Source organism: Enterobacter sp. QK-SA4 (assembly GCF_056856775.1).
Genome location: NZ_JBXFXH010000007.1, coordinates 3573565 through 3594396, shown reverse-complemented (window position 1 = coordinate 3594396; position 20832 = coordinate 3573565). Strand labels below are relative to the sequence as shown.

The window sequence follows — 20832 nt, the reverse complement described above, 5'->3', positions numbered from 1 at the left end:
CCACCCCCGAAGCGGGGTGGCCGTTCCCCCTCTTATCTCGCCAAATCTCCTCATGAACGCGGTTACACTTGCTAATGCATGGATAATGCGTATAGTTCTCATTTGCATTGCATTCAACATATTCTAAGGCCCGACAACGGGTCATTTTTGCGCGCACTTTAAAATGAGTTAACGATGAACAACACCATCATGCACAAAACGCTGCTGGCGCTCGCCGTTGGCGCGGCGACACATTCCGCCATTGCGGCGGACGATCAAAAAGAGGACACCCTCGTTGTCCAGGCTGCACCAGCCAGCGATTTCAAACCCGGCGGCGACCAGCTGGTACCGGCCTTCCTTGACGGGCAGGTGGCGAACGGCGGGCGCATGGGGATGCTGGGCCAGCAGAACGCCATGGACGTGCCGTTCAACATCATCAGCTACACCTCGAAGCTGGTGGAAGATCAGCAGGCGAAAACCATTGCCGATGTCGTCGCGAACGACGCGGGGGTGCAGTTCGTTCAGGGGTTCGGCAACAGCGCGGAGACCTACCGCATCCGCGGCCTGAAGTTCGACGGCGACGACATGACATTTGGCGGTCTGTCCGGCGTGCTGCCGCGCCAGGTGGTGGATACCCAGATGGTTGACCGCATCGAGATCTTCAAAGGGGCCAACTCGCTGATGAACGGCGCGGCAAGCTCCGGCGTGGGCGGAATGATCAACCTTGAGCCCAAACACGCGGGGGCACTTCCGCAGGCGAAAGTCGGCGTGGACTACACCTCGGATTCCCAGATTGGAACTACGCTTGATGCGGGCCGTCGCTACGGCGACAGCGACCAGTTCGGCGCGCGGGTGAACCTGGTTCATCGCGAAGGGGAAACCGGCATACCGAATGACCGCCGCCGCACCACGCTGCTCTCTACGGGTCTGGATTACGCTGGCGACCGCTTCCGCACCTCGCTGGATCTGGGCTATCAGAAGAAAACCTTCCACGGCAGCCCGACCAGCGTCAATATTTCTGCGGTGGATTTCGTTCCCGAGCCGCCGAAAAACGATCGTAACTTCTCGCAGAAGTGGGCCTACAGCAATATCGAAAACGAATTTGGGATGTGGCGCAGCGAGTACGACATCACCGACGGCTGGACGGCCTATACCGGTCTTGGCGCGCAGCACGCGCACGAGGAAGGCATCTACAGCGCGCCGAAGCTGGTGGATAAAAGCGGCAAGGCAACGGTCAGCCGTCTTGATACCAACCGCATCAGCGATTCCGTCAGCGGCATGGCGGGCGTTCGCGGTAACTTCACTACGGGCTTCGTCTCGCACAAGGTCAACGTTGGCTATTCGGCGATGACCAAAAACGAAAAAATCGCGTGGAAAATGTCGGCGGCGAAGGATAATCCGACCACCAACATCTACCACAACACCGGCGTCGATATGCCGGACAGCACCAACCTGAACGGCTCTGGCGGGAAGTACAGCGATCCGCTGACCAGCGGGCGCACGCGTACCCAGGGCTGGCTGCTTAGCGATACGCTGGGCGTGCTGGACGACAAGCTGCTGTTCACCGCAGGCGCCCGCCATCAGAAAGTGGTCGTTCGCGGATATAACAAAGTTACCGGTGCGGAAAACGCGGCGGACGGCTTCGACGGCAGCCGCTGGATGCCCACCTACGGCGTGGTCTACAAGCCGTGGGAGGAGATTTCCCTCTATGCAAACCACACCGAAGCGCTGCAGCCGGGCAAAACTGCACCTAACACCGCCACCAACTACGGCCAGAGCACCGGTATCGTTCACTCTAAGCAGAACGAAGTGGGCGTGAAGGCTGACTTCGGCCGCGTGGGCGGATCGCTTGCGCTGTTTGAGATCAAAATGCCGTCGGCGATCCTCGACGACAGCGGCCATTACGGCCTGGATGCCGAGCAGCGAAACCGTGGCGTGGAGCTGAACGTCTTCGGCGAGCCCGCGCTGGGGATGCGCCTGAACGCCAGCGCCACCTGGCTGCAGGCCGAGCTGACCAAAACCAAAAATGGCGTGAATCAGGGTAACGATGCGATCGGGATTCCGAACTTTTACGCCGTGCTGGGTGCAGAGTACGATATCAAGCCGGTTGACGGCCTGACCGCCACCGCCCGCGTGAACCATTCCGGCGCGCAGTACGCTGACCTGGCAAACACCAAAAAGCTGGACAGCTACACCACGCTGGATCTGGGAGTGCGCTATCGCTTCGCGGTGAACCGCAATGAAAACCAGATGACGGTTCGCGCGGGCATCGACAACGTCACCAATGAAAACTACTGGGCCAGCGTGGACGATTCCGGTACCTATATTACGCAGGGCGAACCGCGCACCTTTAAGGTCTCGGTTGGCTACGCGTTTTAAGCGTTCCATCTCGTTATCCGGGGCAGGGATGCCCCAATCCCTTGCTACCTCCAGCATGAAGTGTTAAAACGTGCCCCTTCTAAAAAAGAGACAGGGGTAGGACGTGAAAGACGCGTCATCCGCTTCAGGCCATGGTAGCGCTGAAGCCTCGTCGGATCAGAATCCGACGCTGCAACGTGGTTTGCAAAATCGACATATTCAGTTAATTGCCCTTGGCGGCGCGATTGGTACCGGGCTGTTTCTCGGCATCGGCCCCGCTATTCAGATGGCGGGCCCGGCGGTGCTGCTGGGTTACGGTATCGCCGGGATTATCGCCTTCCTGATCATGCGCCAGCTTGGCGAGATGGTTGTTGAAGAGCCGGTTTCAGGCTCCTTCGCGCACTTTGCTTATAAATACTGGGGCCCGTTTGCAGGCTTCCTCTCCGGCTGGAACTACTGGGTGATGTTCGTGCTGGTGGGGATGGCGGAGCTGACCGCCGCAGGCATTTACATGCAGTACTGGCTGCCGGACGTCCCGACGTGGATCTGGGCGGCGGCCTTCTTCATCATTATTAACGCCGTTAACCTCGTCAACGTGCGCCTGTATGGCGAAACCGAGTTCTGGTTTGCGCTGATCAAGGTGCTGGCGATTATCGGGATGATCGGCTTTGGCCTGTGGCTGCTGTTCTCCGGCCACGGCGGCGAGCGCGCCACGATCGACAACCTGTGGCAGCACGGCGGCTTCCTCGCCACCGGCTGGAAAGGGCTGATTCTCTCCCTGGCAGTGATCATGTTCTCCTTCGGTGGACTAGAGCTGATTGGCATTACCGCCGCGGAAGCGCGCGACCCGCATAAAAGCATTCCAAAAGCGGTCAACCAGGTGGTATACCGTATTCTGCTGTTCTACATCGGCTCGCTGGTGGTGCTGCTGGCGCTCTATCCGTGGGTGGAAGTGAAGTCCGACAGCAGCCCGTTCGTGATGATTTTCCACGATCTGAACAGCAACGTGGTGGCCTCGGCGCTGAACTTCGTCATTCTGGTGGCGTCTCTGTCGGTCTATAACAGCGGCGTTTACTCCAACAGCCGCATGCTGTTCGGCCTCTCCGTGCAGGGCAACGCGCCGAAGTTCCTCACCCGCGTCAGCCGTCGCGGCGTGCCGGTGAATTCCTTGTTCCTTTCTGGTGCTATCACCTCGCTGGTGGTGCTGATTAACTATCTGCTGCCGAAAGAGGCCTTTGGCCTGCTGATGGCGCTGGTTGTCGCCACTCTGCTGCTGAACTGGATCATGATTTGCCTGGCGCACCTGCGCTTTCGCGCCGCGATGCGCCGCAAGGGACGCGATACGCAGTTCAAAGCGCTGCTCTATCCGGCGGGGAACTATATCTGTATCGCTTTCCTGGGGCTGATTCTGGTGCTGATGTGCACCATGGATGAGATGCGCCTTTCGGCGATGCTGCTGCCGGTGTGGGTTATCTTCCTGTTTGTGGCGTTTAAGCTTTCCCGCAAAAAGTAGCGCGGTTTTCTCCCTCTCCCTGTGGGAGAGGGCCGGGGTGAGGGCACCAGACTGCACCTGCCTTCACGCCCGGCAACCCACCTTAACGATGCTGTAGGGTCAACGAGCGAATATCGTTCCCGGTCGGGGACTGGTGAATACGCAGCCCAAATTCATCCACCACCGCGAAAATATGGTCGAAGATGTCGGCCTGAATCTCCTCATATTCTGCCCAGACCACCGTGTTGGTGAAGGCGTATATTTCAATCGGCAAACCATTCGCATCAGGCGCTAGCTGGCGCACCATCAGCGTCATATCTTTGCGAATACGCGGATGGTTGCGCAGATATTCATTCAGGTAGGCGCGGAAGGTACCTATATTGGTCATCTTACGCAGGTTTAATACTGACTCCCCTTCAGCGTTCTTCTGATTCCACAGACTAATTTCCTCATGTCGCGCGGCCAGATAGGGCTTCAGCAGCTTCGCCTGAATGAGTTTTTGCTGCTCCTGCTCGTCGAGAAAATGAATGCTGGTGGTATCAATATTCAGGCTGCGTTTAATGCGTCGCCCGCCGGAGGCCGACATGCCGCTCCAGTTGATAAAGGCGTCGGAGACCAGGGCCCACGTCGGAATGGTTGTAATCGTATTATCGAAGTTGCGTACTTTAACGGTGGTCAGACCGATGTCCGTCACCGTGCCGTTGGCACCGTATTTCGGCATCTCCAGCCAGTCGCCGAGCTTGAGCATATCGTTGGCGGAAAGCTGAATCCCTGCCACAAGACCGAGTATCGGGTCTTTAAACACCAGCATCAGAACGGCGGCCATGGCGCCCAGACCGCTGATCAGAATCGCCGGGGACTGGCCGATCAGCAGAGAGATAATCAGTATTCCCACCAGGATGGCGCTCACCAGCTTGATGCCCTGGAAGATCCCCTTCAGCGGCAGCTGTGATGCGGTGGCCATTTTCTGCGACAGATTAAAAATCACGTCCAGCAGCGAGAAGAAGGAGAGCAGGGCATACACCATGACCCACAGCTTTGCGCATGTCGTGAGAATTTCCGCCGCTTCGCTGCCTTTTTGCAGCCACAGTACCGCCTGGACGTTGACGATTATCCCCTGAAGGGTGAAGGCCAGACGGTGAAATAATTTATTCTGGGTAATGATCTGCAGCCACAAATGGCTGCTGGCCTGCGCGCGTTTTTCGAAAGCGCGAAGCACCACTTTGTGCAGAATAAAATGAACGATGATGGCGGTAAGAAAAATAATACCAAAGATAATCACTAAAGAGGTGGTGTGATTAATTTCAATGCCTAACTCTTCAACCTGAGCAATTAATTCCTGCATAACGTCTCCTGTATTGATGCAGCCCCATAATGGCGGCTGCGGATCTATTATGCAAATTCACTGGCTTATTTGGTGGCCTGGCAGACCTTTACCACCGGCAGGCACAGGCGATGGCGGATGCGCAGCGTCGCCAGGGCAAGCACCACCATCATCGCCGTTTCCACCATCAGGAAGACGTTCACCGCCTGGGTGTAATCCCCGTGATGGTTCTGCAGCGCGTGGAGCAAAATCGCGCCAAAAATGGCCGGGCCAAGCCCCAGCGCGGCCTGCTGCAGCGTGCTGAGAATGGCGCTGGCGGCCCCCGCGTCGTCAGGCTGAATATCGCGCATCCCGATGCGGTAGAAGCTGTTCACGATCAGCGCCTGCCCGTAGCCGACCAGCCCGGTCGCGGGCGCCAGCGTCAGGGCGGTATTCTCCATTCCCCAGACGCGGAACGTGGCGATCAGCGCCAGCAGGCCGGCAATCTGGATCGCCAGACCCGTCAGCAGAATGGTACTGGTGCTGTAGCGAGCAATCAGTCGCGGCGCGAACCACGCCGAAATAAAGTAAGTTACGCCCAGCGCGATAAAACTGTTTCCGGACTGCCACGGTGCCATCCCCAGACCGGTTTGCATGGTCAGCGCCATACAGAACATAAACCCGGACCAGACGCTGAAAAAGAGCATCGCAATCAGAATGCCAAAGCGAACGCTGCGAAGCTGCAGAAGGCGCGGCGGGATCAGCGGGTGGGCATTCTCACGCTCCTTTTTGCGCGCATTCAGCGCCGTCAGCCAGCCCAGCGGAATAATGGCGAGAAGCATAACCTTCAGCGGCCACGACCAGTGCCACTGTGGGCCGAGCGCCATCGGGAACAGCAGGCAGCAAAGAATGATCGCCAGCAGCACGGTTCCGGTCCAGTCTATGCGTGACGGCGTCTCGCGACGGGTTTCGGGTACGAAATGGCGACTTAGCGCCAGCACCACCAGACAGATCGGCACGTTGATAAAGAAGGCGTTACGCCAGCCCAGCCCGGCGATATCCGCCGACACCAGCCAGCCGCCGCCCATCTGGCCGACGATAAACGCAATCCCACCGATGCCGCCAAACAGGCTGATGGCCTTAGCGTGCGCCGTACCTTTCAGCGTCACGTGCAGCGTGGCAAGAATTTGCGGCACGATCAGTGCGGCTCCCGCCCCCTGAACGAAGCGCGCGGCCAGCAGCTGTTCAATGTTCCCCGCCATCCCGCATAGCAGCGAGGCCAGGCCAAAGCTCGCGACGCCCCACATGAACAGACGCCGACGGCCAAAGTTGTCCCCCAGCTTGCTGCCGAGCGCGAGGCAGACGGCGAAGGCCACGCCGTAGAGGGCGACAATCAGCTCCAGCTCGGTGGCGGTGGCGTTCAGCGAATGGGTGATGGCGTCCAGCGCGACGTTGGTGATTGAGGTATCAATCATCGGCAGCATCTGGCCGGTTAGCAGCAATATCAGGCCAGCGCGGCCCGGTGAAACAACTGACGTATTCATGGTAACTCCATTGCGTCATTCAACAGATGGTCGTAGCATCAACCATCTGATAAACGGGTACCAGTTCTTACTTATACTGGTACTGGCACTACCATGCAGGGGGATTTATGGCCTTGATGTCTGAACCCGTCGTCTCACTTCAGGATGACACCCGAAAACAGCTGGGGGCATTTTTGCGCGCACGACGTGAAAGCCTCGATCCGCAGCGTCTCGGCCTGCCGCGCAGCGGTCGTCGCCGCACGCCGGGTCTGCGCCGGGAAGAGGTGGCGATGCTCGCTGACGTGGGCGTGACCTGGTACACCTGGCTGGAGCAGGGCAGGGACGTCAATCCGTCCAGCGCGGTGATGGCCGCTGTGGCAAAAGCGCTGCAGTGTACCCCGACTGAGGCCCGACACCTGTTTCTGTTAGCGGGGTTACCGCCGGGCGAAGCGCCGCAGGCGGTCTGCTGCGAGGGCATCAGCGAGGGCACTCGCCGCCTGCTCGACACCCTGCTGCCGAAACCCGCCAGCATCCAGAAGCCCAATTTCGACATCGTGGCGTGGAACGACAGCTTCGGGCACCTGATGGGCGTCGATTTCAATGAAATCCCGCCGGAAGACCGCAACTGTATTTACCTGTTTCTCACCCACCCGGCGTGGCGCGCGCGTCTCGGCAGACGCGACGATGTGCTGCCGATATTTGTCTCCTATTTCCGCGCGGCGATGGCCGAACACCGGGGCGACCCGCGGTGGGAAGCCAAACTGGCGCGCTTCTTTGCGGTGTCCGAAGAGTTCAAAACCCTGTGGCACCAGCGCAACGACGTGCGCGGCGTGGAGAACCAGCTCAAGCTGTTTACTCATCCCGAGCTGGGGGATTTTACGTTGCAGCAGATGTACTGGTATTCCGCGCCGCGAAATGGATCGCGGCTGCTGGTGTACCTGCCGGTAGATGAAGCGGGAGAGCGGGCGATGGAGTGGCTGGCGGCGCAGGGGAAATAAGTTTTTGCGAGGGGCTTTCAGGGAATAAGAGCCGTCTCTGCTAAGTGGAGAAGACTGGCGTAATGTGGGGGTTAACTTAAACCCCACGACTGAATCGACATCATTTCGACGGGGTGTTAAGTCGTCTATACTCACGCCATGAGAAACCACCATGTCGCCACTGATGATTGATTCCGCAGATTTCAGCCAAAAATTAGGCCTTATCTCCCGAAACGTCGAACATACTGAAGCGTTTCTTGCGCGAGGCACGGTGGATATTCACCTGCCCGGATTTATGCTGCCTGTGGGATATCGCCTGTTAAAATCGCGTTATGGCGATGAATATCGTCTCGTGACTACCGACGACGGAAAACCTTATACGGCGTATGCCGTTAAGTTGACGTTTCATAAAGAAATTACTTTTCCCCACGGGGCTGCGACACAGGTTATGGTCTGGCGTACGCCACGCGCGGTTCATCAGCGTGTCATCAGTGGTTTACCACAATCCTTCTTCCAGTGGGTGCTAAGCGAATACGACATTGTGGTTTCTGACAGCGAGCAAACCGGAGACGGGCAGCGGTTTTGGTTACGTATGATCGACTGGGCGTTCAGTATGAATTATCAGATAAGCGTGGCGGACGGTACGGTAGGCGAAGAGTGGCACTTAACACCGGTGAGTTCATACGCCGAGCTGGAAGAGCGCTGGATTGCGTTTGCCTGGGGATACGATCGCGATGTCCATCCACATCGCAGGTTAGTCATCAGTAAAGCGTAACGGGCCGCATTGCGCGGCCCGTTTTGTTCAGCACTCGGTTACAATCGTGCTCAGCGGCAGGCGAGACTTCGGCAGCGTGGCGTTGAAATCTTCCACGCTGTGGTGCCCAACCGGTACCACCACCAGGCTGGTAAAGCCTTTCTCTTTCAGGCCAAATTCTTCGTCGAGAATGGCGGCGTCGAAACCTTCAATCGGTACCGCGTCCAGACCCATCGCGCCTACGCCCAGCAGGAAATTACCGACGTTCAGGTAAACCTGCTTCGCCATCCACTGGTCGTCATCTTTCAGATCCACGCGGTGCATGTCGGCGAAATAGGTGCGGCCCTTGTGGTTTGCGGCTTTGGCTTCCGGCGTGTTGAAACGGCCATCGGCCTCTTCCTGATCCACGACGCGCTCCAGCCAGGCGTCATCCAGCGCGGTTTTCGCGCAGAACACTACCACGTGGGAAGCATCCAGCATTTTACGTTCGTTGAACACATAGGTGCCCGCGGCGGATTTTGCCACGCGCGCTTTTCCTTCCTCGGTGCTGGCTACAATGAAGTGCCACGGCTGGGAGTTGGTGCTGGACGGGCTGTACTGCAGCAGGGTTTTGATTTTCTCCGCTTCTTCTGCGGTCAGTTTTTTGGCTGGGTCGAACGCCTTGGTAGAGTGGCGTTTCAGGGCGACAGAAATGATATCCATAACAACTCCTGGTGATGAAATTCGCCCGTGCGCGGGCGCGAAAGGAAAGCAGATTACAGCGGGACGCGGAAAAAGATAAGTGCAATTCGAGCGCTTAATCTGTTCGTCTCAGACGAACAATCAGACCGGCCGGATCCACTTCTGGTCTTTTTTCGGCAGCTTATCGACCACCAGATTCCACGAATCCGCTATCAGGTCGGCGACCAGTTCAGGCGTGATGTCGTCAGTGCCGTAAAGCGAAATCCAGTGTTTTTTATTGAGGTGATAGCCCGGCTCAACGCCGCGATAAATTTGCTGATTTAACAAGGACTTTTCTGGGTCTGACTTGAGGCTGACGTGCGGTCGTCCGCGTACGGTGGCCATCAGCATAAAAATTTTCCCGCCCACCTTAAACACGTCGTACTCGGGGCCGAACGGCCAGCAGTGTTCGGTGAATGGCAGCTCCAGCGCCACGCGTTTTGCATGCTCCTGCAATGCTTTACTGTCCATCGTTCTCTTCCTGGGCAAGCCCGCGCCACATCACCTCAAAGCCGAGCGCTTTAAAATCAACGGCACGGGAAGGGTCGCGAGTGGCAAATTCCATCGTAGTTTCGGCCAGCGATAAGAAAAGCGCATCGCCAAACGTTTTAAATTCATCTGACATAAACACCTGACGCACCGAGCGGCGGCACAGCTCATGGAGTTCCGGGAACATCTCTTTCACCGCCTGTTCCGTTTCGGCGCTCAGCTTTTCACTGACGCCGATCTGGCGGATCGCCGCATGAGAAACGGGGTTACGAATACCCCAGTCCACGTAGCTGTTCCAGATATTGCGGGTATGTTCTTTGGGCAGCGTGATGGTGCGATCGAGGTTTGCCAGCATGGCCTGGCAGAGATCCTGCTTCAGGTGCAGATAGAGGGCATTCAGCAGATCGTCTTTAGTGGGAAAGTAGCGAAACAGGGTCCCTTCGGCGACGCCCGCGTTACGGGCGATTAACGACGTTGAGGCGGCAATACCTGACTGTGCGAACGCCACCGTTGCGGCTTCCAGTAAGGCCTGTTTTTTATCTTCACTCTTCGGACGTGCCACTAAATTTTTCCCCCTGTCAATTATAAAAACCCTGATTGAAACACGTGCTTTGACACGCTGCAACGCGGAATGTCAAAGATCGAAAACGTCTTGACGACTTTATCATCATATCTATAATGAGTGCTTACTCACTCATAATCAAGTTTACCCCGCGCAAACTATCGGATGGGGCGCGTTTTCGGGTCTGGATATGAAAAAACCTCTCTTCATCTGCGTGGTGTTAATCATGATTATTGCTTCAGCTGCGAGTTTACCGTTTGTACTGAATGCCGGATTCGGCCAGCCGCCGCAGGGGGAGCAACTCACTGAAGTGGAGGCCTCTCCCCAGTATCGCGACGGGAAATTCCACAATACGCTGCCAACGCCGGGCTATAACGGCGACAAAAACATGCTGGTCGCGACGTGGGATTTTCTGACCAAAAAAACCGAAAACGCGCGCCCGGCCCAGCCGCTGCCGCTGGTGAAAACCGATCTTGCGAGCCTGCCGCTGGAGCAGGACACCCTGGTGTGGCTCGGCCACTCCTCGTGGTATCTGCAGCTCGCGGGCAAACGCATCCTGATCGACCCGGTGCTCGGCAACTACGCCGCGCCGTTCTCGTTCCTCAATAAAGCCTTTGCCGGGGAGTATCCGTGGCGCGCTGATAGCATGCCGGAAATCGACCTGCTGATTATCTCGCACGATCACTACGATCATCTGGATTACGCCACCATCAGAGCGCTACTGCCGAAGGTGAAGCGCGTGGTGACGCCGCTGGGCGTGGGATCCCACCTGCGCTACTGGGGGATGAAGCCTGAGATTATTGACGAGCGCGACTGGAATCAGTCGGTACGCATCAGCGATGAACTGACGGTGCATGTTCTGCCGGCGCGTCACTTCTCCGGACGCGGCATCAAGCGCGATCGCACCTTGTGGGGGAGCTTTATGTTCGTCACGCCGGGGCAGAAGGTGTATTACAGCGGGGATTCCGGTTACGGCCCGCATTTCAAGGCCATCGGCGAGCAGTTTGATGGCGTGGATGTCGCCATCATGGAAAACGGCCAGTACGACCAGGACTGGAAGTACATCCACATGCTCCCGGAGGAAACGGCGCAGGCCTCGGTGGATCTGAACGCGAAAGCCGTGGTGCCCGGGCATAACGGACGCTTCGTGCTGGCGAAACATACGTGGAACGATCCGCTGATCCAGCTGGCTAAAGCCAGCAAGGATAAAAATTATCGGCTACTGACGCCGGCGCTGGGCGAGCCCGTCCGGGTGAATGACGCTACGCAAACCTTTCGCGCGTGGTGGGAATAATGTTTAAGCGAGAAGCAGAGGGGGACAGCAGCATGACCATTTCCGCTCAAGTCATCGACACTATCGTCGAATGGATCGACGACAATCTGCACCAGCCATTACGTATAGAAGAGATTGCCCGCCACGCGGGTTACTCGAAGTGGCACCTGCAGCGGCTGTTTATGCAGTACAAAGGGGAGAGTCTGGGGCGTTATATCCGTGAACGCAAGCTGCTGCTGGCGGCGCGCGATCTGCGTGAATCCGACGCCCGGGTGTACGACATCTGCCTGCGTTACGGGTTTGACTCGCAGCAGACGTTTACCCGTATCTTCACCCGCACGTTCAACCAGCCGCCTGGTGCGTACCGCAAGGAGAACCACAGTCAGCCGCACTGAGCTGTTTTCCGCCCTGGCGGGTCAGGAAAATTGCCATCACAGGCCGGGTAAGGCGAAGTCGCCACCCGGCTTTTTTATTGGCTTACGACGCAAGTGAAAACCAGCGGCGCCAGACGAAACGCAGGACGAAGAATTCGATGGCACCCAGCAGTAAAAACCACACGCAGAACAGAATGGTGTAAAGCTGGTTCAGATCGACCATATGAAAGGTCTGAACCAGCTTCTGCGCCAGCACCAGACCCAGCGACGGCGCGGGTAACAGCAGGCAGGAGAGCAGGGCCAGCAATAAAATGCCGCCTGCCGTAAGCAGCGATTCTAACGGGTGTTTCATCGTAATGTTAATCGTCAGTTAAAAATGTCATTGTCCGGCATCCTGTAACGTAAAGCAATATCAGCGATTCAGGCGTTATTGAATAAAACGAAGATATTATTTAGCGAATAAATAACAAAATACGACCCGGCATTTATATTAATATCGCGTTATGTAAATAAACGTCTTTATCAGGAAAATAATTTTACAAATGTATAGGTGCTATAACCAATTAACGTGGCAATAACAATGGCTGCGATAATGTATAACGCCAGGCGACGCCCGCGATAAATACCAAACATGGATCCTCCTCGTTTAGATTTGGTTTAGAAATATTTTGTAAAAATTGGCTCATCAAAATAGTTTTAAGCAGTTTTGAATAACCGAGAAGTCATTATATTGCGGTAGATCAATTTTACCCGCAAGACTTTAAAATGAATTTATTTATGCCCGAAAGGAATTCAGGCTTCTTTTCACCGGATATTGAAGGAAAAATACGATGACCGAGAAAAAATTATCCCCAAACGTGCCGCCTTCCGGCGGGCTGGCATATCAGCAGACCACAGAGCAGGTGCTTGCTCACATGAAGAGCCAGGCCAGCGGTCTGGACCGTGCAGAGGCGCAGGCGCGTCTGCAAAAACATGGCCCCAATGCGCTGCCGGAGAAAAAAGGCAAGCCTGCCTGGCTGCGTTTTTTGGCCCATTTTAATGATGTCCTGATTTATGTCCTGCTGGCCGCCGCCGTATTAACGGCAATCATGGGCCACTGGGTTGATACGCTGGTTATTCTGGGCGTGGCGGTAATCAATGCTTTAATTGGTCATATCCAGGAAAGCAATGCGGAAAAATCCCTGAAGAGTATTCGCAATATGCTCTCCAGCGAGGCGCGCGTTATTCGTAACGGCAACCACGAAACGATACCCACAACTGAAATAGTCCCGGGCGATATTATTGTATTACGCGCGGGAGATCGTATTCCGGCGGATATGCGTTTAATCGAAGCGCATAATTTACGCGTGGAAGAGGCGATTCTGACCGGTGAATCCACCGTGGTGGATAAACACGTTAATTCGCTGAGCGGTGAACTGCCGCTGGGCGATCGGACCAATATGGTCTTCTCCGGGACGACCGTAAGCGCGGGCGGCGGCGTAGGCGTGGTCACCGCGACCGGTAAGGATACAGAGCTTGGCCACATCAACCAGATGATGGCGGGCATCGAAAAGCACCGCACGCCGCTGCTGGTGCAGATGGACAAGCTGGGTAAAGCGATCTTCGCCATTATCCTGGCGATGATGGCCGCGCTGTTTGTCTTCAGCCTGGCGTTCCGCGAGATCCCGATGGGCGAGCTGCTGCTCTCCCTGATTAGCCTGGCGGTGGCCTCCGTGCCGGAAGGCCTGCCGGCGATTATCTCCATCATCCTCTCCCTGGGCGTGCAGGCGATGGCGCGCAAGCGGGCGATTATCCGCAAGCTGCCGACGGTTGAAACCCTGGGTGCGATGACCGTGGTCTGCTCGGATAAAACCGGCACCCTGACCATGAACGAGATGACGGTCAAAGCCATTATCACCGCTGACGCCTGCTACCGCGTGGACGGCAACAGCTACGAGCCGGTAGGCAATATCTACCTGGAAGGCAGCGATGAGCCGGTCCACATCCAGCCGGGCACCGTGCTGGAACAGTACCTGCGCACCATCGACCTGTGTAACGACAGCCAGCTGATCCAGGACGAGCGCGGCCTGTGGGGCATCACCGGTGGGCCGACCGAGGGCGCGCTGAAGGTGCTGGCGGCGAAGGCCAGCCTTGAGCCGGTCATGACCACGCTGGTTAACAAGATCCCGTTCGACTCGCAGTACAAGTACATGAGCACCCACTATCAGATTGGCGGTGAGGAGCAGATCCTGATCACCGGCGCGCCGGACGTGATTTTCGCCCTGTGCACCGAGCAGCAGACCCGCAACGGCGTGGAAGCCTTCAACCGCGCGTACTGGGAAAGCGAGATGGAGCGCTATGCGCGTCAGGGGCTGCGCATGGTCGCCGCGGCGTTCAAGCCGGCGAACGGTGAGCAGGAACTGACGCACGACGACCTGAGCCACGGCCTGATCTTCCTCGGTATCGCCGGGATGATGGATCCGCCGCGTCCGGAAGCCATTGATGCGATTAACGCCTGCCAGCAGGCGGGGATCCGCGTGAAGATGATCACCGGGGATCACCCGCAGACGGCGATGAGCATCGGCCAGATGCTGGGGATCACCAACAGCGAGCAGGCGGTCACCGGCTACGAGCTGGAGAAAATGGACGACGCCGCGCTGGCGGAAGCGGCGGTGAAGTATGACATCTTCGCCCGTACCAGCCCGGAGCATAAGCTGCGCCTGGTGAAAGCGCTGCAGGACAAGGGCGAAATCGTCGGCATGACCGGTGACGGCGTGAACGATGCCCCGGCGCTGCGTCAGGCTGACGTCGGCATCGCGATGGGCATCAAGGGCACGGAAGTGACCAAAGAGGCGGCGGACATGGTCCTGACGGACGATAACTTCGCCACCATCGCCAGCGCGGTGAAAGAGGGGCGTCGCGTTTACGACAACCTGAAGAAGACCATCCTGTTCATCATGCCGACCAACCTCGCGCAGGGTCTGCTGATTGTGATTGCGCTGCTGGCGGGGAACATCATTCCGCTGACGCCGGTGCTGATTCTGTGGATGAACATGGCCACCTCCGCCACGCTCTCCTTCGGCCTGGCCTTTGAGGCCGCCGAGCGCAATATCATGCGCCGTCCGCCGCGTCAGACCGGGCAGCACGTGATGGACGCCTACGCCGTGTGGCGCGTGGCCTTCGTCGGCACCATGATTGCCATCGCCGCCTTTGCGCTGGAAGCCTGGCTGGCCCCGCGCGGCCACAGCGCGGAGTTCATCCGCACCGTGCTGCTGCAGATGCTGGTCTGCGCCCAGTGGGTGTACATGATTAACTGCCGCAACACCGAAGGGTTCTCCCTGAACCGCGGCCTGCTGGCGAACAAAGGGATCTGGCTGGTGACGGGCGTGCTGTTCCTGCTCCAGGCGGCGATTATCTACCTGCCGTTGATGCAGATGTTGTTCGGCACCGAAGCCCTGCCGCTGCGCTACTGGTTTGTGACCCTGGCGGTGGCGGGCGTGATGTTCTTCGTCGTCGAAGTCGAGAAGCGACTGACCCGCAGGTTCCGTCAGGCTGCATAACCTTTTGCCCTCACCCTAACCCTCTCCCACAGGGAGAGGGGACTCTGACCTCCCTCGCCCCTTTGGGGAGAGGGCCGGGGTGAGGGGAGAAACAACGCTGAGGTACTCCCATGAAACTCCCACTCCTGTTCGCACTTCTCGCCTGCACCCTGCAACCCGTATTCGCCGCCGCCATCCCCGTTCGCGTCGCCACCGTGGAGCAGACCGCCCACGCCGCCGAGCGCCAGATCCCTGGCCGCATCGAAGCCATCCACACCGTTGAGCTGCGCGCGCGCACCGAAGGCGCGATCGCCAAAATCCACTTCCGCGACGGGCAGTACGTGAAAAAAGGCGACCTGCTGTTCGAGCTGGACGACGCCGAGCCGCGCGCCGCCCTGCGCCTGGCGCAGGCCGAGGTAAGAAGCGCCGAAGCCACGCTGCGCCAGGCGCAGCAGCAGCTTTCCCGCTTTGAAAGCCTGGGCAGCAGCAACGCCATCAGCCGTCACGACGTGGACAACGCCCGCATGCAAAGGGACGTGGCGAGCGCCGCGCTGGAGCAGGCAAAAGCCCGGCTCGAAACCCGTAATGTCACTCTGAACTACACCCGCATCACCTCGCCGATCGACGGTCGCGTGGGGCACAGCCGATTCCACGTCGGCAGTCTGGTCAACCCTGCCAGCGGCGTGCTGGTGGAGGTCGTGCAGCTCGACCCCATTCGCATCGCCTTTGCGCTGGAAGAGGGGGCGTTTGCCACCAAAGCTGGACAGCATGTGGATATCAGCGCCATGAAGCAGGCCTGGCAGGCGTTAATTGACAGCAACGGCCAGCGCGTCAGCGGTGAGCTGACCTCCGTGGACAACCGCATCGATCCGCGCACCGCCAGCGTGATGCTGCGCGCCGAGTTTGCCAACCCGCGCCATCAGCTGTTGCCCGGCGGCAGCGTGAACGTGACGCTGCGCCCGGCCAGCGAGCAGCCGGTTCTGACCCTGCCCGCCGCCGCGGTCCAGCAGAACGGCGACGGGTTCTTTGCCTGGGTGGTTAACGCCGACGGCAAAGCCGAAATGCGCCCGCTGAAGGTCGTCGGACAGATCGGCCAGCAGTTCCGGATTTCAACCGGCGTGAAGTCCGGTGAGCGAGCGATTACTGACGGCGCGCAGCGCGTGCAGCCCGGCGCTGCCGTCCAGATACTGAATTAAGGAGCCATCATGCTGACGTTTTTCATCAAACGCCCGCGCTTCGCGATGGTGATTGCGCTGGTCATCACCCTGCTGGGGGCCATTGCGCTGAGGATTATCCCGGTGGAGCAGTACCCGCAGATCGCGCCGCCGGTGGTGAACGTCTCTGCCAGCTGGCCGGGCGCCAGCTCGGCTGACGTGGCGGAGGCCATCGCCACGCCGCTGGAGACCCAGCTGAACGGCGTGGATCACATGCTCTACATGGAGTCCACCAGCTCGGACGAAGGCTCGTACAGCCTGAACATTACCTTTGCGGCGGGCACCGATCCGGACCTCGCCGCCATCGACGTGCAGAACCGCGTCTCGCAGGCCGTGGCGCAGCTCCCGACCGAAGCGCAGCAAAACGGCGTGCAGGTGCGCAAGCGCGCCACCAACCTGATGATGGGGGTAAGTCTTTACTCACCGAACAACACCCATACGCCGCTGTTCGTCAGCAACTACGCCAGCACCCAGGTACGTGAGGCGCTGTCGCGCCTGCCGGGCGTCGGGCAGGTGCAGATGTTTGGCGCGCGCGACTACAGCATGCGCATCTGGCTGCGTCCGGACCGCATGAACGCCCTGAACGTCACTACCGACGACGTGGCGCAGGCGCTGCGCGAGCAGAACGTGCAGGGGGCGGCAGGCCAGGTCGGCACGCCGCCGGTGTTTAACGGCCAGCAGCAGTCTCTGACCATCAACGGGCTGGGACGCTTAAGCCAGGCCGAAGACTTTGCCGATATCATCATCCGCGCGGGCGAGATGGGCCAGCTGGTGCGCCTGAAGAACGTCGCAACCATCGAGCTCGGCTCGCGAAGCTACAGCTCCGGCGCGCAGCTGAACGGGCACGACTCCGCCTATCTCGGCATCTACCCGACGCCGTCCGCCAACGCCCTGCGCGTGGCCGACGCGGTGCGCGCGGAGCTGGAACGCCTCTCGACGCGCTTCCCGGACGACCTGGTCTACGAGGTGAAATTCGACACCACCTCATTTGTGGCCGCTACCATTAAAGAGATCGGCGTCTCGCTGGCGCTCACCCTGCTGGCGGTGGTGGTCGTGGTGTCCCTGTTCCTGCAAAGCTGGCGCGCGACGCTGATTGTCGCGCTCGCCATTCCGGTATCGCTGGTGGGCACCTTCGCTGTGCTCTACACGCTCGGCTACTCCGCCAACACCCTCAGCCTGTTCGCCATTATTCTGGCGCTGACCATGGTGGTGGATGACGCCATCGTGGTGGTGGAGAGCGTCGAAACGCTGATGGCGGAAGGGCAGAGCCGCACGGCGGCGACCGCGCTGGCGCTGCGCCAGATCGCCGGGCCGGTCATCGCCACGACGCTGGTGCTGCTGGCGGTGTTTGTGCCGGTAGCGCTCCTGCCGGGGATTGTCGGCGAGCTGTACCGCCAGTTTGCGGTGACGCTCTCGACGGCCGTGACGCTCTCAAGCCTGGTGGCGCTGACCCTGACGCCCGCCCTGTGCGCGATGCTGCTGCGTCCGCGCCCGGCGCAGCCCGCGGCAATTTTCCGTGGGTTCAACCGGGGGCTGGAGGCCACGCGTGGCGTCTACACCCGCATCGTGACTATCTTCAACCTTCGCCCGTGGCTGGCGCTGCTGGCCACCGCAGGCGCGGCGGCCGTGGTGGCGTTCAGCTTTACGTCGATGCCTAAAAGCTTCCTGCCGCAGGAGGATCAGGGCTACTTCTTTGCCAGCGTTCAGCTGCCAGAGGCGGCCTCGCTGGAGCGCACCGAAACGGTGATGAACACGGCACGCGAACTCATCGCTAAAAATCCGGCGGTTGAAGACGTGATTCAGGTCTCCGGATTTAACATTCTCAACGGCACCAGCGCCTCCAACGGCGGGTTTATCTCCATCATGCTCAAAGACTGGAGCGAGCGTCCGCCGCTGGATGAGGTGATGGGTACCCTGCAGCGCCAGCTGCTGGCCCTGCCGGAAGCGACCATCATGACCTTCGCGCCGCCGACGCTGCCGGGGCTGGGCAACGCCTCCGGCTTCGACCTGCGCATACAGGCGCAGGCGGGGCAGAGCCCGGCGGAGCTGGAGCGCGTGACGCGTGAAGTGCTGGCGAAAGCCAACCAGCATCCGCAGCTGAGCCGCGTGTTCACCACCTGGAGCAGCAACGTGCCGCAGCTGACGCTGACCGTTGACCGCGAGCGCGCCGCGCGCCTCGACGTGCCGGTGTCGCGCATCTTCAGCAGCCTGCAAACCGCCTTTGGCGGCACGCGCGCCGGGGATTTCAGCGTCAACAACCGCGTCTACCACGTAGTGATGCAGAACGAGATGCAGTGGCGCGAGCGCGCCGAGCAGATCGGCGAGCTGTTCGTGCGCAGCAACAGCGGCGAGCGGGTGCGCCTGAGCAACCTCGTCACCATTACGCCGACCGTCGGCGCGCCGTTCCTGCAGCAGTACAACCAGTTCCCGTCCGTGTCGGTGAGCGGCTCGGCGGCGGAAGGAGTGAGCAGCAGCACCGCGATGGCGGCGATGGGCGAGATTCTGGCGGAAAACTTGCCAGCCGGGTACGACTATGCCTGGAGCGGCATGTCGTATCAGGAGCAGCAGGCCGGCAATCAGGCGATATGGATTGTGCTGGCGGCGGTGGTGATGGCGTGGCTGTTCCTTGTTGCCCAGTACGAGAGCTGGACGCTCCCGGCGAGCGTGATGCTCTCGGTGCTTTTCGCCATCGGCGGGGCGCTGGTCTGGCTGTGGTTGGCGGGCTACGCCAACGACGTGTACGTGCAGATTGGTCTGGTGCTATTGATAGCCCTTGCCGCCAAGAACGCGATCCTGATCGTGGAGTTCGCCCGCGCGCGGCGCATGGACGGAATGGCGATTGTCGATGCCGCGCGGGAAGGGGCATCGCGCCGCTTCCGCGCGGTGATGATGACCGCCGTGTCGTTCATTATCGGCGTATTGCCCATGATGCTGGCGACCGGGGCGGGTGCCCAGAGCCGCCGCATCATCGGCACCACGGTGTTCAGCGGCATGCTGGTGGCGACCGTGGTGGGGATTGTGTTTATCCCCGCGCTGTTCGTGCTGTTCCAGCGCCTGCGCGAGTGGGGCCACGGACTTACGGACTCGTCGCCCACAGCTCGCAGTGCTTCTGAACCAGAGAAATCAGCGAGCCACCGTCGGCGATAAACTCCCGCATGCGCTGCGCCTCGCTCTTGCCCTGCTTTAACAGCAGGGCAATTTCATTGACTGCGCTCGTTGCGCCGAGCTTCTCGGCCGACGGCGCAACCTGCTCCAGCAGCCACGCAATGTCTTCCGCCACGGTTTTGTGCTCGCCGGTGTGCACGTCCGTCAGGATCCCCTCCAGCCCGTAGCGACAGGCCTGAAAACGGTTAAAGCGGTACAGCAGAAAATCTTTTTCCTGATGCTTATAGGGCCGCGCGGTCAGCAGCCAGTGCGAGGTCGCCTGGATAAGCCCGGCGATGTTAATGGCGTGGCCGAGCGTCAGCGGCGTATCCATCACCCGCACCTCGACGGTGCCGAAGAGCGGGCTGGGGCGGATGTCCCAGTGCAGATCCTTAATGCTGTCGATCATGCTGGTGGAACTCAGGCGGCGGAACAGCCCCTCGAACTCTTGCCAGCTGTTGACCCACGGCATCTGGCCGTTATCCGGAAATCCCGAGAAGATGTTGAGCCGCGACGAGGAGAACTTCGTGTCCGTGCCCTGCATATACGGCGAGGCGGCCGCCAGGGCGATAAAGTGCGGCACGAAGCGCGACAGGCCGTGCAGCAGGTAAATCGCGTCGTCCCCGGTCCGGCAGCCGACGTGCACGTGCTGGCCGAATACCGTCGCCTGCAAAATCAGGTAGCCAAAGCGCTCCAGCGTGACGTTATAGCGCTCGTCGTCGCACACCTCCTGCCGCTGCCACTTCTGGAACGGGTGCGTCCCGCCGCCGCAGATCTGGATATGCTGCTCCGCCGCCGCGCGCAGGATGTTCTGCTGCATCACCGAGAACTGCGCCGCCGCCTGGTCGATGTTCTGACACACGCCGGTGGCGATTTCGAGCATGCTTTCGGTGATGTCGTGTTTGACCTCGCCGCCTTTGATGTCGCCTTTGACGGCGGCGATAAGCGCGGAGGAGTCCTGGCTCAGATCGTAGCCCGGCGGGTTAACCACCTGCAGTTCGAGCTCTATGCCAAGGGTGAAGGGTTCAGAGGACTTGAAATCGGGTAAAGGCATGGCGCACTCCGTTGTCTGTTGTGTGTTGAGTATAGACAACGACGTGGCGCTCACTTTTCAGGGTGGTATAACTGTTAGCAGGCTTAGCGAAAAGGGGA

General features: G+C 59.3%; 16 protein-coding genes. 9 read left to right on the top strand and 7 right to left on the bottom strand.

The genetic code is table 11. The features are described from left to right. Window positions 1-174: 174 nt before the first annotated feature. Both AC1VYI_RS18970 and pheP read left to right on the top strand, forming a co-directional pair. Window positions 175-2358: a TonB-dependent receptor gene (locus AC1VYI_RS18970; protein ID WP_226483587.1), complete on the top strand. Its 2184-nt coding sequence runs from the start codon at window positions 175-177 to the stop codon at window positions 2356-2358. A 103-nt stretch (window positions 2359-2461) separates the two neighbouring features. Then, window positions 2462-3850, top strand: coding sequence for a phenylalanine transporter (pheP, locus tag AC1VYI_RS18965; RefSeq protein ID WP_045400812.1), 1389 nt, complete (start codon window positions 2462-2464; stop codon window positions 3848-3850). Between the two features lie 82 nt (window positions 3851-3932). Here the strand turns inward: pheP and AC1VYI_RS18960 are convergent, their stop codons facing one another. Together AC1VYI_RS18960 and AC1VYI_RS18955 are read right to left on the bottom strand one after the other, a co-directional pair. Further along, a complete protein-coding gene (locus tag AC1VYI_RS18960; RefSeq protein ID WP_134866716.1) occupies window positions 3933-5174 on the bottom strand; it encodes a mechanosensitive ion channel family protein in 1242 nt (413 codons plus the stop codon). A gap of 65 nt (window positions 5175-5239) precedes the next feature. After that, the gene (locus AC1VYI_RS18955) at window positions 5240-6676 is read right to left on the bottom strand and encodes an MFS transporter (RefSeq protein WP_134866715.1); all 1437 of its coding nucleotides are present in this window, start codon (window positions 6674-6676) and stop codon (window positions 5240-5242) included. A gap of 107 nt (window positions 6677-6783) precedes the next feature. On the opposite strand from AC1VYI_RS18955, the gene AC1VYI_RS18950 reads away from it, so the two are divergent. Together AC1VYI_RS18950 and AC1VYI_RS18945 are read left to right on the top strand one after the other, a co-directional pair. After that, the gene (locus tag AC1VYI_RS18950; RefSeq protein ID WP_045356466.1) at window positions 6784-7653 is read left to right on the top strand and encodes a helix-turn-helix transcriptional regulator; all 870 of its coding nucleotides are present in this window, start codon (window positions 6784-6786) and stop codon (window positions 7651-7653) included. A 151-nt stretch (window positions 7654-7804) separates the two neighbouring features. Further along, entirely contained in the window at window positions 7805-8407 is a 603-nt protein-coding gene (locus AC1VYI_RS18945; RefSeq protein WP_134866714.1) for a hypothetical protein, read from the top strand. A 27-nt stretch (window positions 8408-8434) separates the two neighbouring features. Here the strand turns inward: AC1VYI_RS18945 and nfsB are convergent, their stop codons facing one another. The 3 genes from nfsB to AC1VYI_RS18930 form a co-directional block, all read right to left on the bottom strand. Further along, complete coding sequence (nfsB, locus tag AC1VYI_RS18940; protein WP_023310661.1) at window positions 8435-9088, bottom strand: oxygen-insensitive NAD(P)H nitroreductase; 654 nt, start codon at window positions 9086-9088, stop codon at window positions 8435-8437. A gap of 120 nt (window positions 9089-9208) precedes the next feature. Continuing rightward, window positions 9209-9577: an MmcQ/YjbR family DNA-binding protein gene (locus tag AC1VYI_RS18935; RefSeq protein ID WP_023310662.1), complete on the bottom strand. Its 369-nt coding sequence runs from the start codon at window positions 9575-9577 to the stop codon at window positions 9209-9211. Continuing rightward, window positions 9567-10157, bottom strand: coding sequence for a TetR/AcrR family transcriptional regulator (locus AC1VYI_RS18930; RefSeq protein ID WP_134866713.1), 591 nt, complete (start codon window positions 10155-10157; stop codon window positions 9567-9569). The genes AC1VYI_RS18935 and AC1VYI_RS18930 overlap by 11 nt, the downstream gene beginning before the upstream one ends. Before the next feature lie 190 nt (window positions 10158-10347). Here AC1VYI_RS18930 and AC1VYI_RS18925 point away from each other — a divergent pair, with 190 nt between their 5' ends. Together AC1VYI_RS18925 and AC1VYI_RS18920 are read left to right on the top strand one after the other, a co-directional pair. Further along, the gene (locus AC1VYI_RS18925) at window positions 10348-11451 is read left to right on the top strand and encodes an MBL fold metallo-hydrolase (RefSeq protein WP_226483589.1); all 1104 of its coding nucleotides are present in this window, start codon (window positions 10348-10350) and stop codon (window positions 11449-11451) included. A 32-nt stretch (window positions 11452-11483) separates the two neighbouring features. Further along, window positions 11484-11825, top strand: coding sequence for a RamA family antibiotic efflux transcriptional regulator (locus AC1VYI_RS18920; protein WP_032668308.1), 342 nt, complete (start codon window positions 11484-11486; stop codon window positions 11823-11825). 82 nt (window positions 11826-11907) lie between these two features. On the opposite strand, the gene AC1VYI_RS18915 is transcribed toward AC1VYI_RS18920, so the two are convergent. Next, window positions 11908-12156: a DUF1158 domain-containing protein gene (locus tag AC1VYI_RS18915; protein WP_013097677.1), complete on the bottom strand. Its 249-nt coding sequence runs from the start codon at window positions 12154-12156 to the stop codon at window positions 11908-11910. A gap of 478 nt (window positions 12157-12634) precedes the next feature. Between AC1VYI_RS18915 and AC1VYI_RS18910 the strand changes: the two genes are divergently transcribed. The 3 genes from AC1VYI_RS18910 to AC1VYI_RS18900 all read left to right on the top strand — a co-directional run bounded on the left by AC1VYI_RS18910 (window position 12635) and on the right by AC1VYI_RS18900 (window position 19683). Further along, window positions 12635-15343 (top strand): cation-transporting P-type ATPase, encoded by a 2709-nt coding sequence (locus AC1VYI_RS18910; RefSeq protein WP_134866712.1) that lies wholly within the window; start codon window positions 12635-12637, stop codon window positions 15341-15343. 110 nt (window positions 15344-15453) lie between these two features. Further along, complete coding sequence (locus AC1VYI_RS18905; RefSeq protein WP_134866711.1) at window positions 15454-16518, top strand: efflux RND transporter periplasmic adaptor subunit; 1065 nt, start codon at window positions 15454-15456, stop codon at window positions 16516-16518. 9 nt (window positions 16519-16527) lie between these two features. Then, on the top strand, window positions 16528-19683 hold the full coding sequence (locus AC1VYI_RS18900) for an efflux RND transporter permease subunit (protein WP_226483591.1): 3156 nt from the start codon (window positions 16528-16530) through the stop codon (window positions 19681-19683). Here the strand turns inward: AC1VYI_RS18900 and AC1VYI_RS18895 are convergent. Next, on the bottom strand, window positions 19613-20734 hold the full coding sequence (locus AC1VYI_RS18895; protein ID WP_226483593.1) for a YbdK family carboxylate-amine ligase: 1122 nt from the start codon (window positions 20732-20734) through the stop codon (window positions 19613-19615). The genes AC1VYI_RS18900 and AC1VYI_RS18895 overlap by 71 nt on opposite strands. Window positions 20735-20832: the final 98 nt, after the last annotated feature.

Bases quoted from the DNA above. Each gene is read 5' to 3' on its own strand.
- AC1VYI_RS18970 (WP_226483587.1), top strand. From the start codon at position 175: ATGAACAACACCATCATGCACAAAACGCTGCTGGCGCTCGCCGTTGGC.
- AC1VYI_RS18960 (WP_134866716.1), bottom strand. From the start codon at position 5,174: ATGCAGGAATTAATTGCTCAGGTTGAAGAGTTAGGCATTGAAATTAAT.
- AC1VYI_RS18955 (WP_134866715.1), bottom strand. From the start codon at position 6,676: ATGAATACGTCAGTTGTTTCACCGGGCCGCGCTGGCCTGATATTGCTG.
- AC1VYI_RS18950 (WP_045356466.1), top strand. From the start codon at position 6,784: ATGGCCTTGATGTCTGAACCCGTCGTCTCACTTCAGGATGACACCCGA.
- AC1VYI_RS18945 (WP_134866714.1), top strand. From the start codon at position 7,805: ATGTCGCCACTGATGATTGATTCCGCAGATTTCAGCCAAAAATTAGGC.
- nfsB (WP_023310661.1), bottom strand. From the start codon at position 9,088: ATGGATATCATTTCTGTCGCCCTGAAACGCCACTCTACCAAGGCGTTC.
- AC1VYI_RS18935 (WP_023310662.1), bottom strand. From the start codon at position 9,577: ATGGACAGTAAAGCATTGCAGGAGCATGCAAAACGCGTGGCGCTGGAG.
- AC1VYI_RS18925 (WP_226483589.1), top strand. From the start codon at position 10,348: ATGAAAAAACCTCTCTTCATCTGCGTGGTGTTAATCATGATTATTGCT.
- AC1VYI_RS18920 (WP_032668308.1), top strand. From the start codon at position 11,484: ATGACCATTTCCGCTCAAGTCATCGACACTATCGTCGAATGGATCGAC.
- AC1VYI_RS18915 (WP_013097677.1), bottom strand. From the start codon at position 12,156: ATGAAACACCCGTTAGAATCGCTGCTTACGGCAGGCGGCATTTTATTG.
- AC1VYI_RS18910 (WP_134866712.1), top strand. From the start codon at position 12,635: ATGACCGAGAAAAAATTATCCCCAAACGTGCCGCCTTCCGGCGGGCTG.
- AC1VYI_RS18905 (WP_134866711.1), top strand. From the start codon at position 15,454: ATGAAACTCCCACTCCTGTTCGCACTTCTCGCCTGCACCCTGCAACCC.
- AC1VYI_RS18900 (WP_226483591.1), top strand. From the start codon at position 16,528: ATGCTGACGTTTTTCATCAAACGCCCGCGCTTCGCGATGGTGATTGCG.
- AC1VYI_RS18895 (WP_226483593.1), bottom strand. From the start codon at position 20,734: ATGCCTTTACCCGATTTCAAGTCCTCTGAACCCTTCACCCTTGGCATA.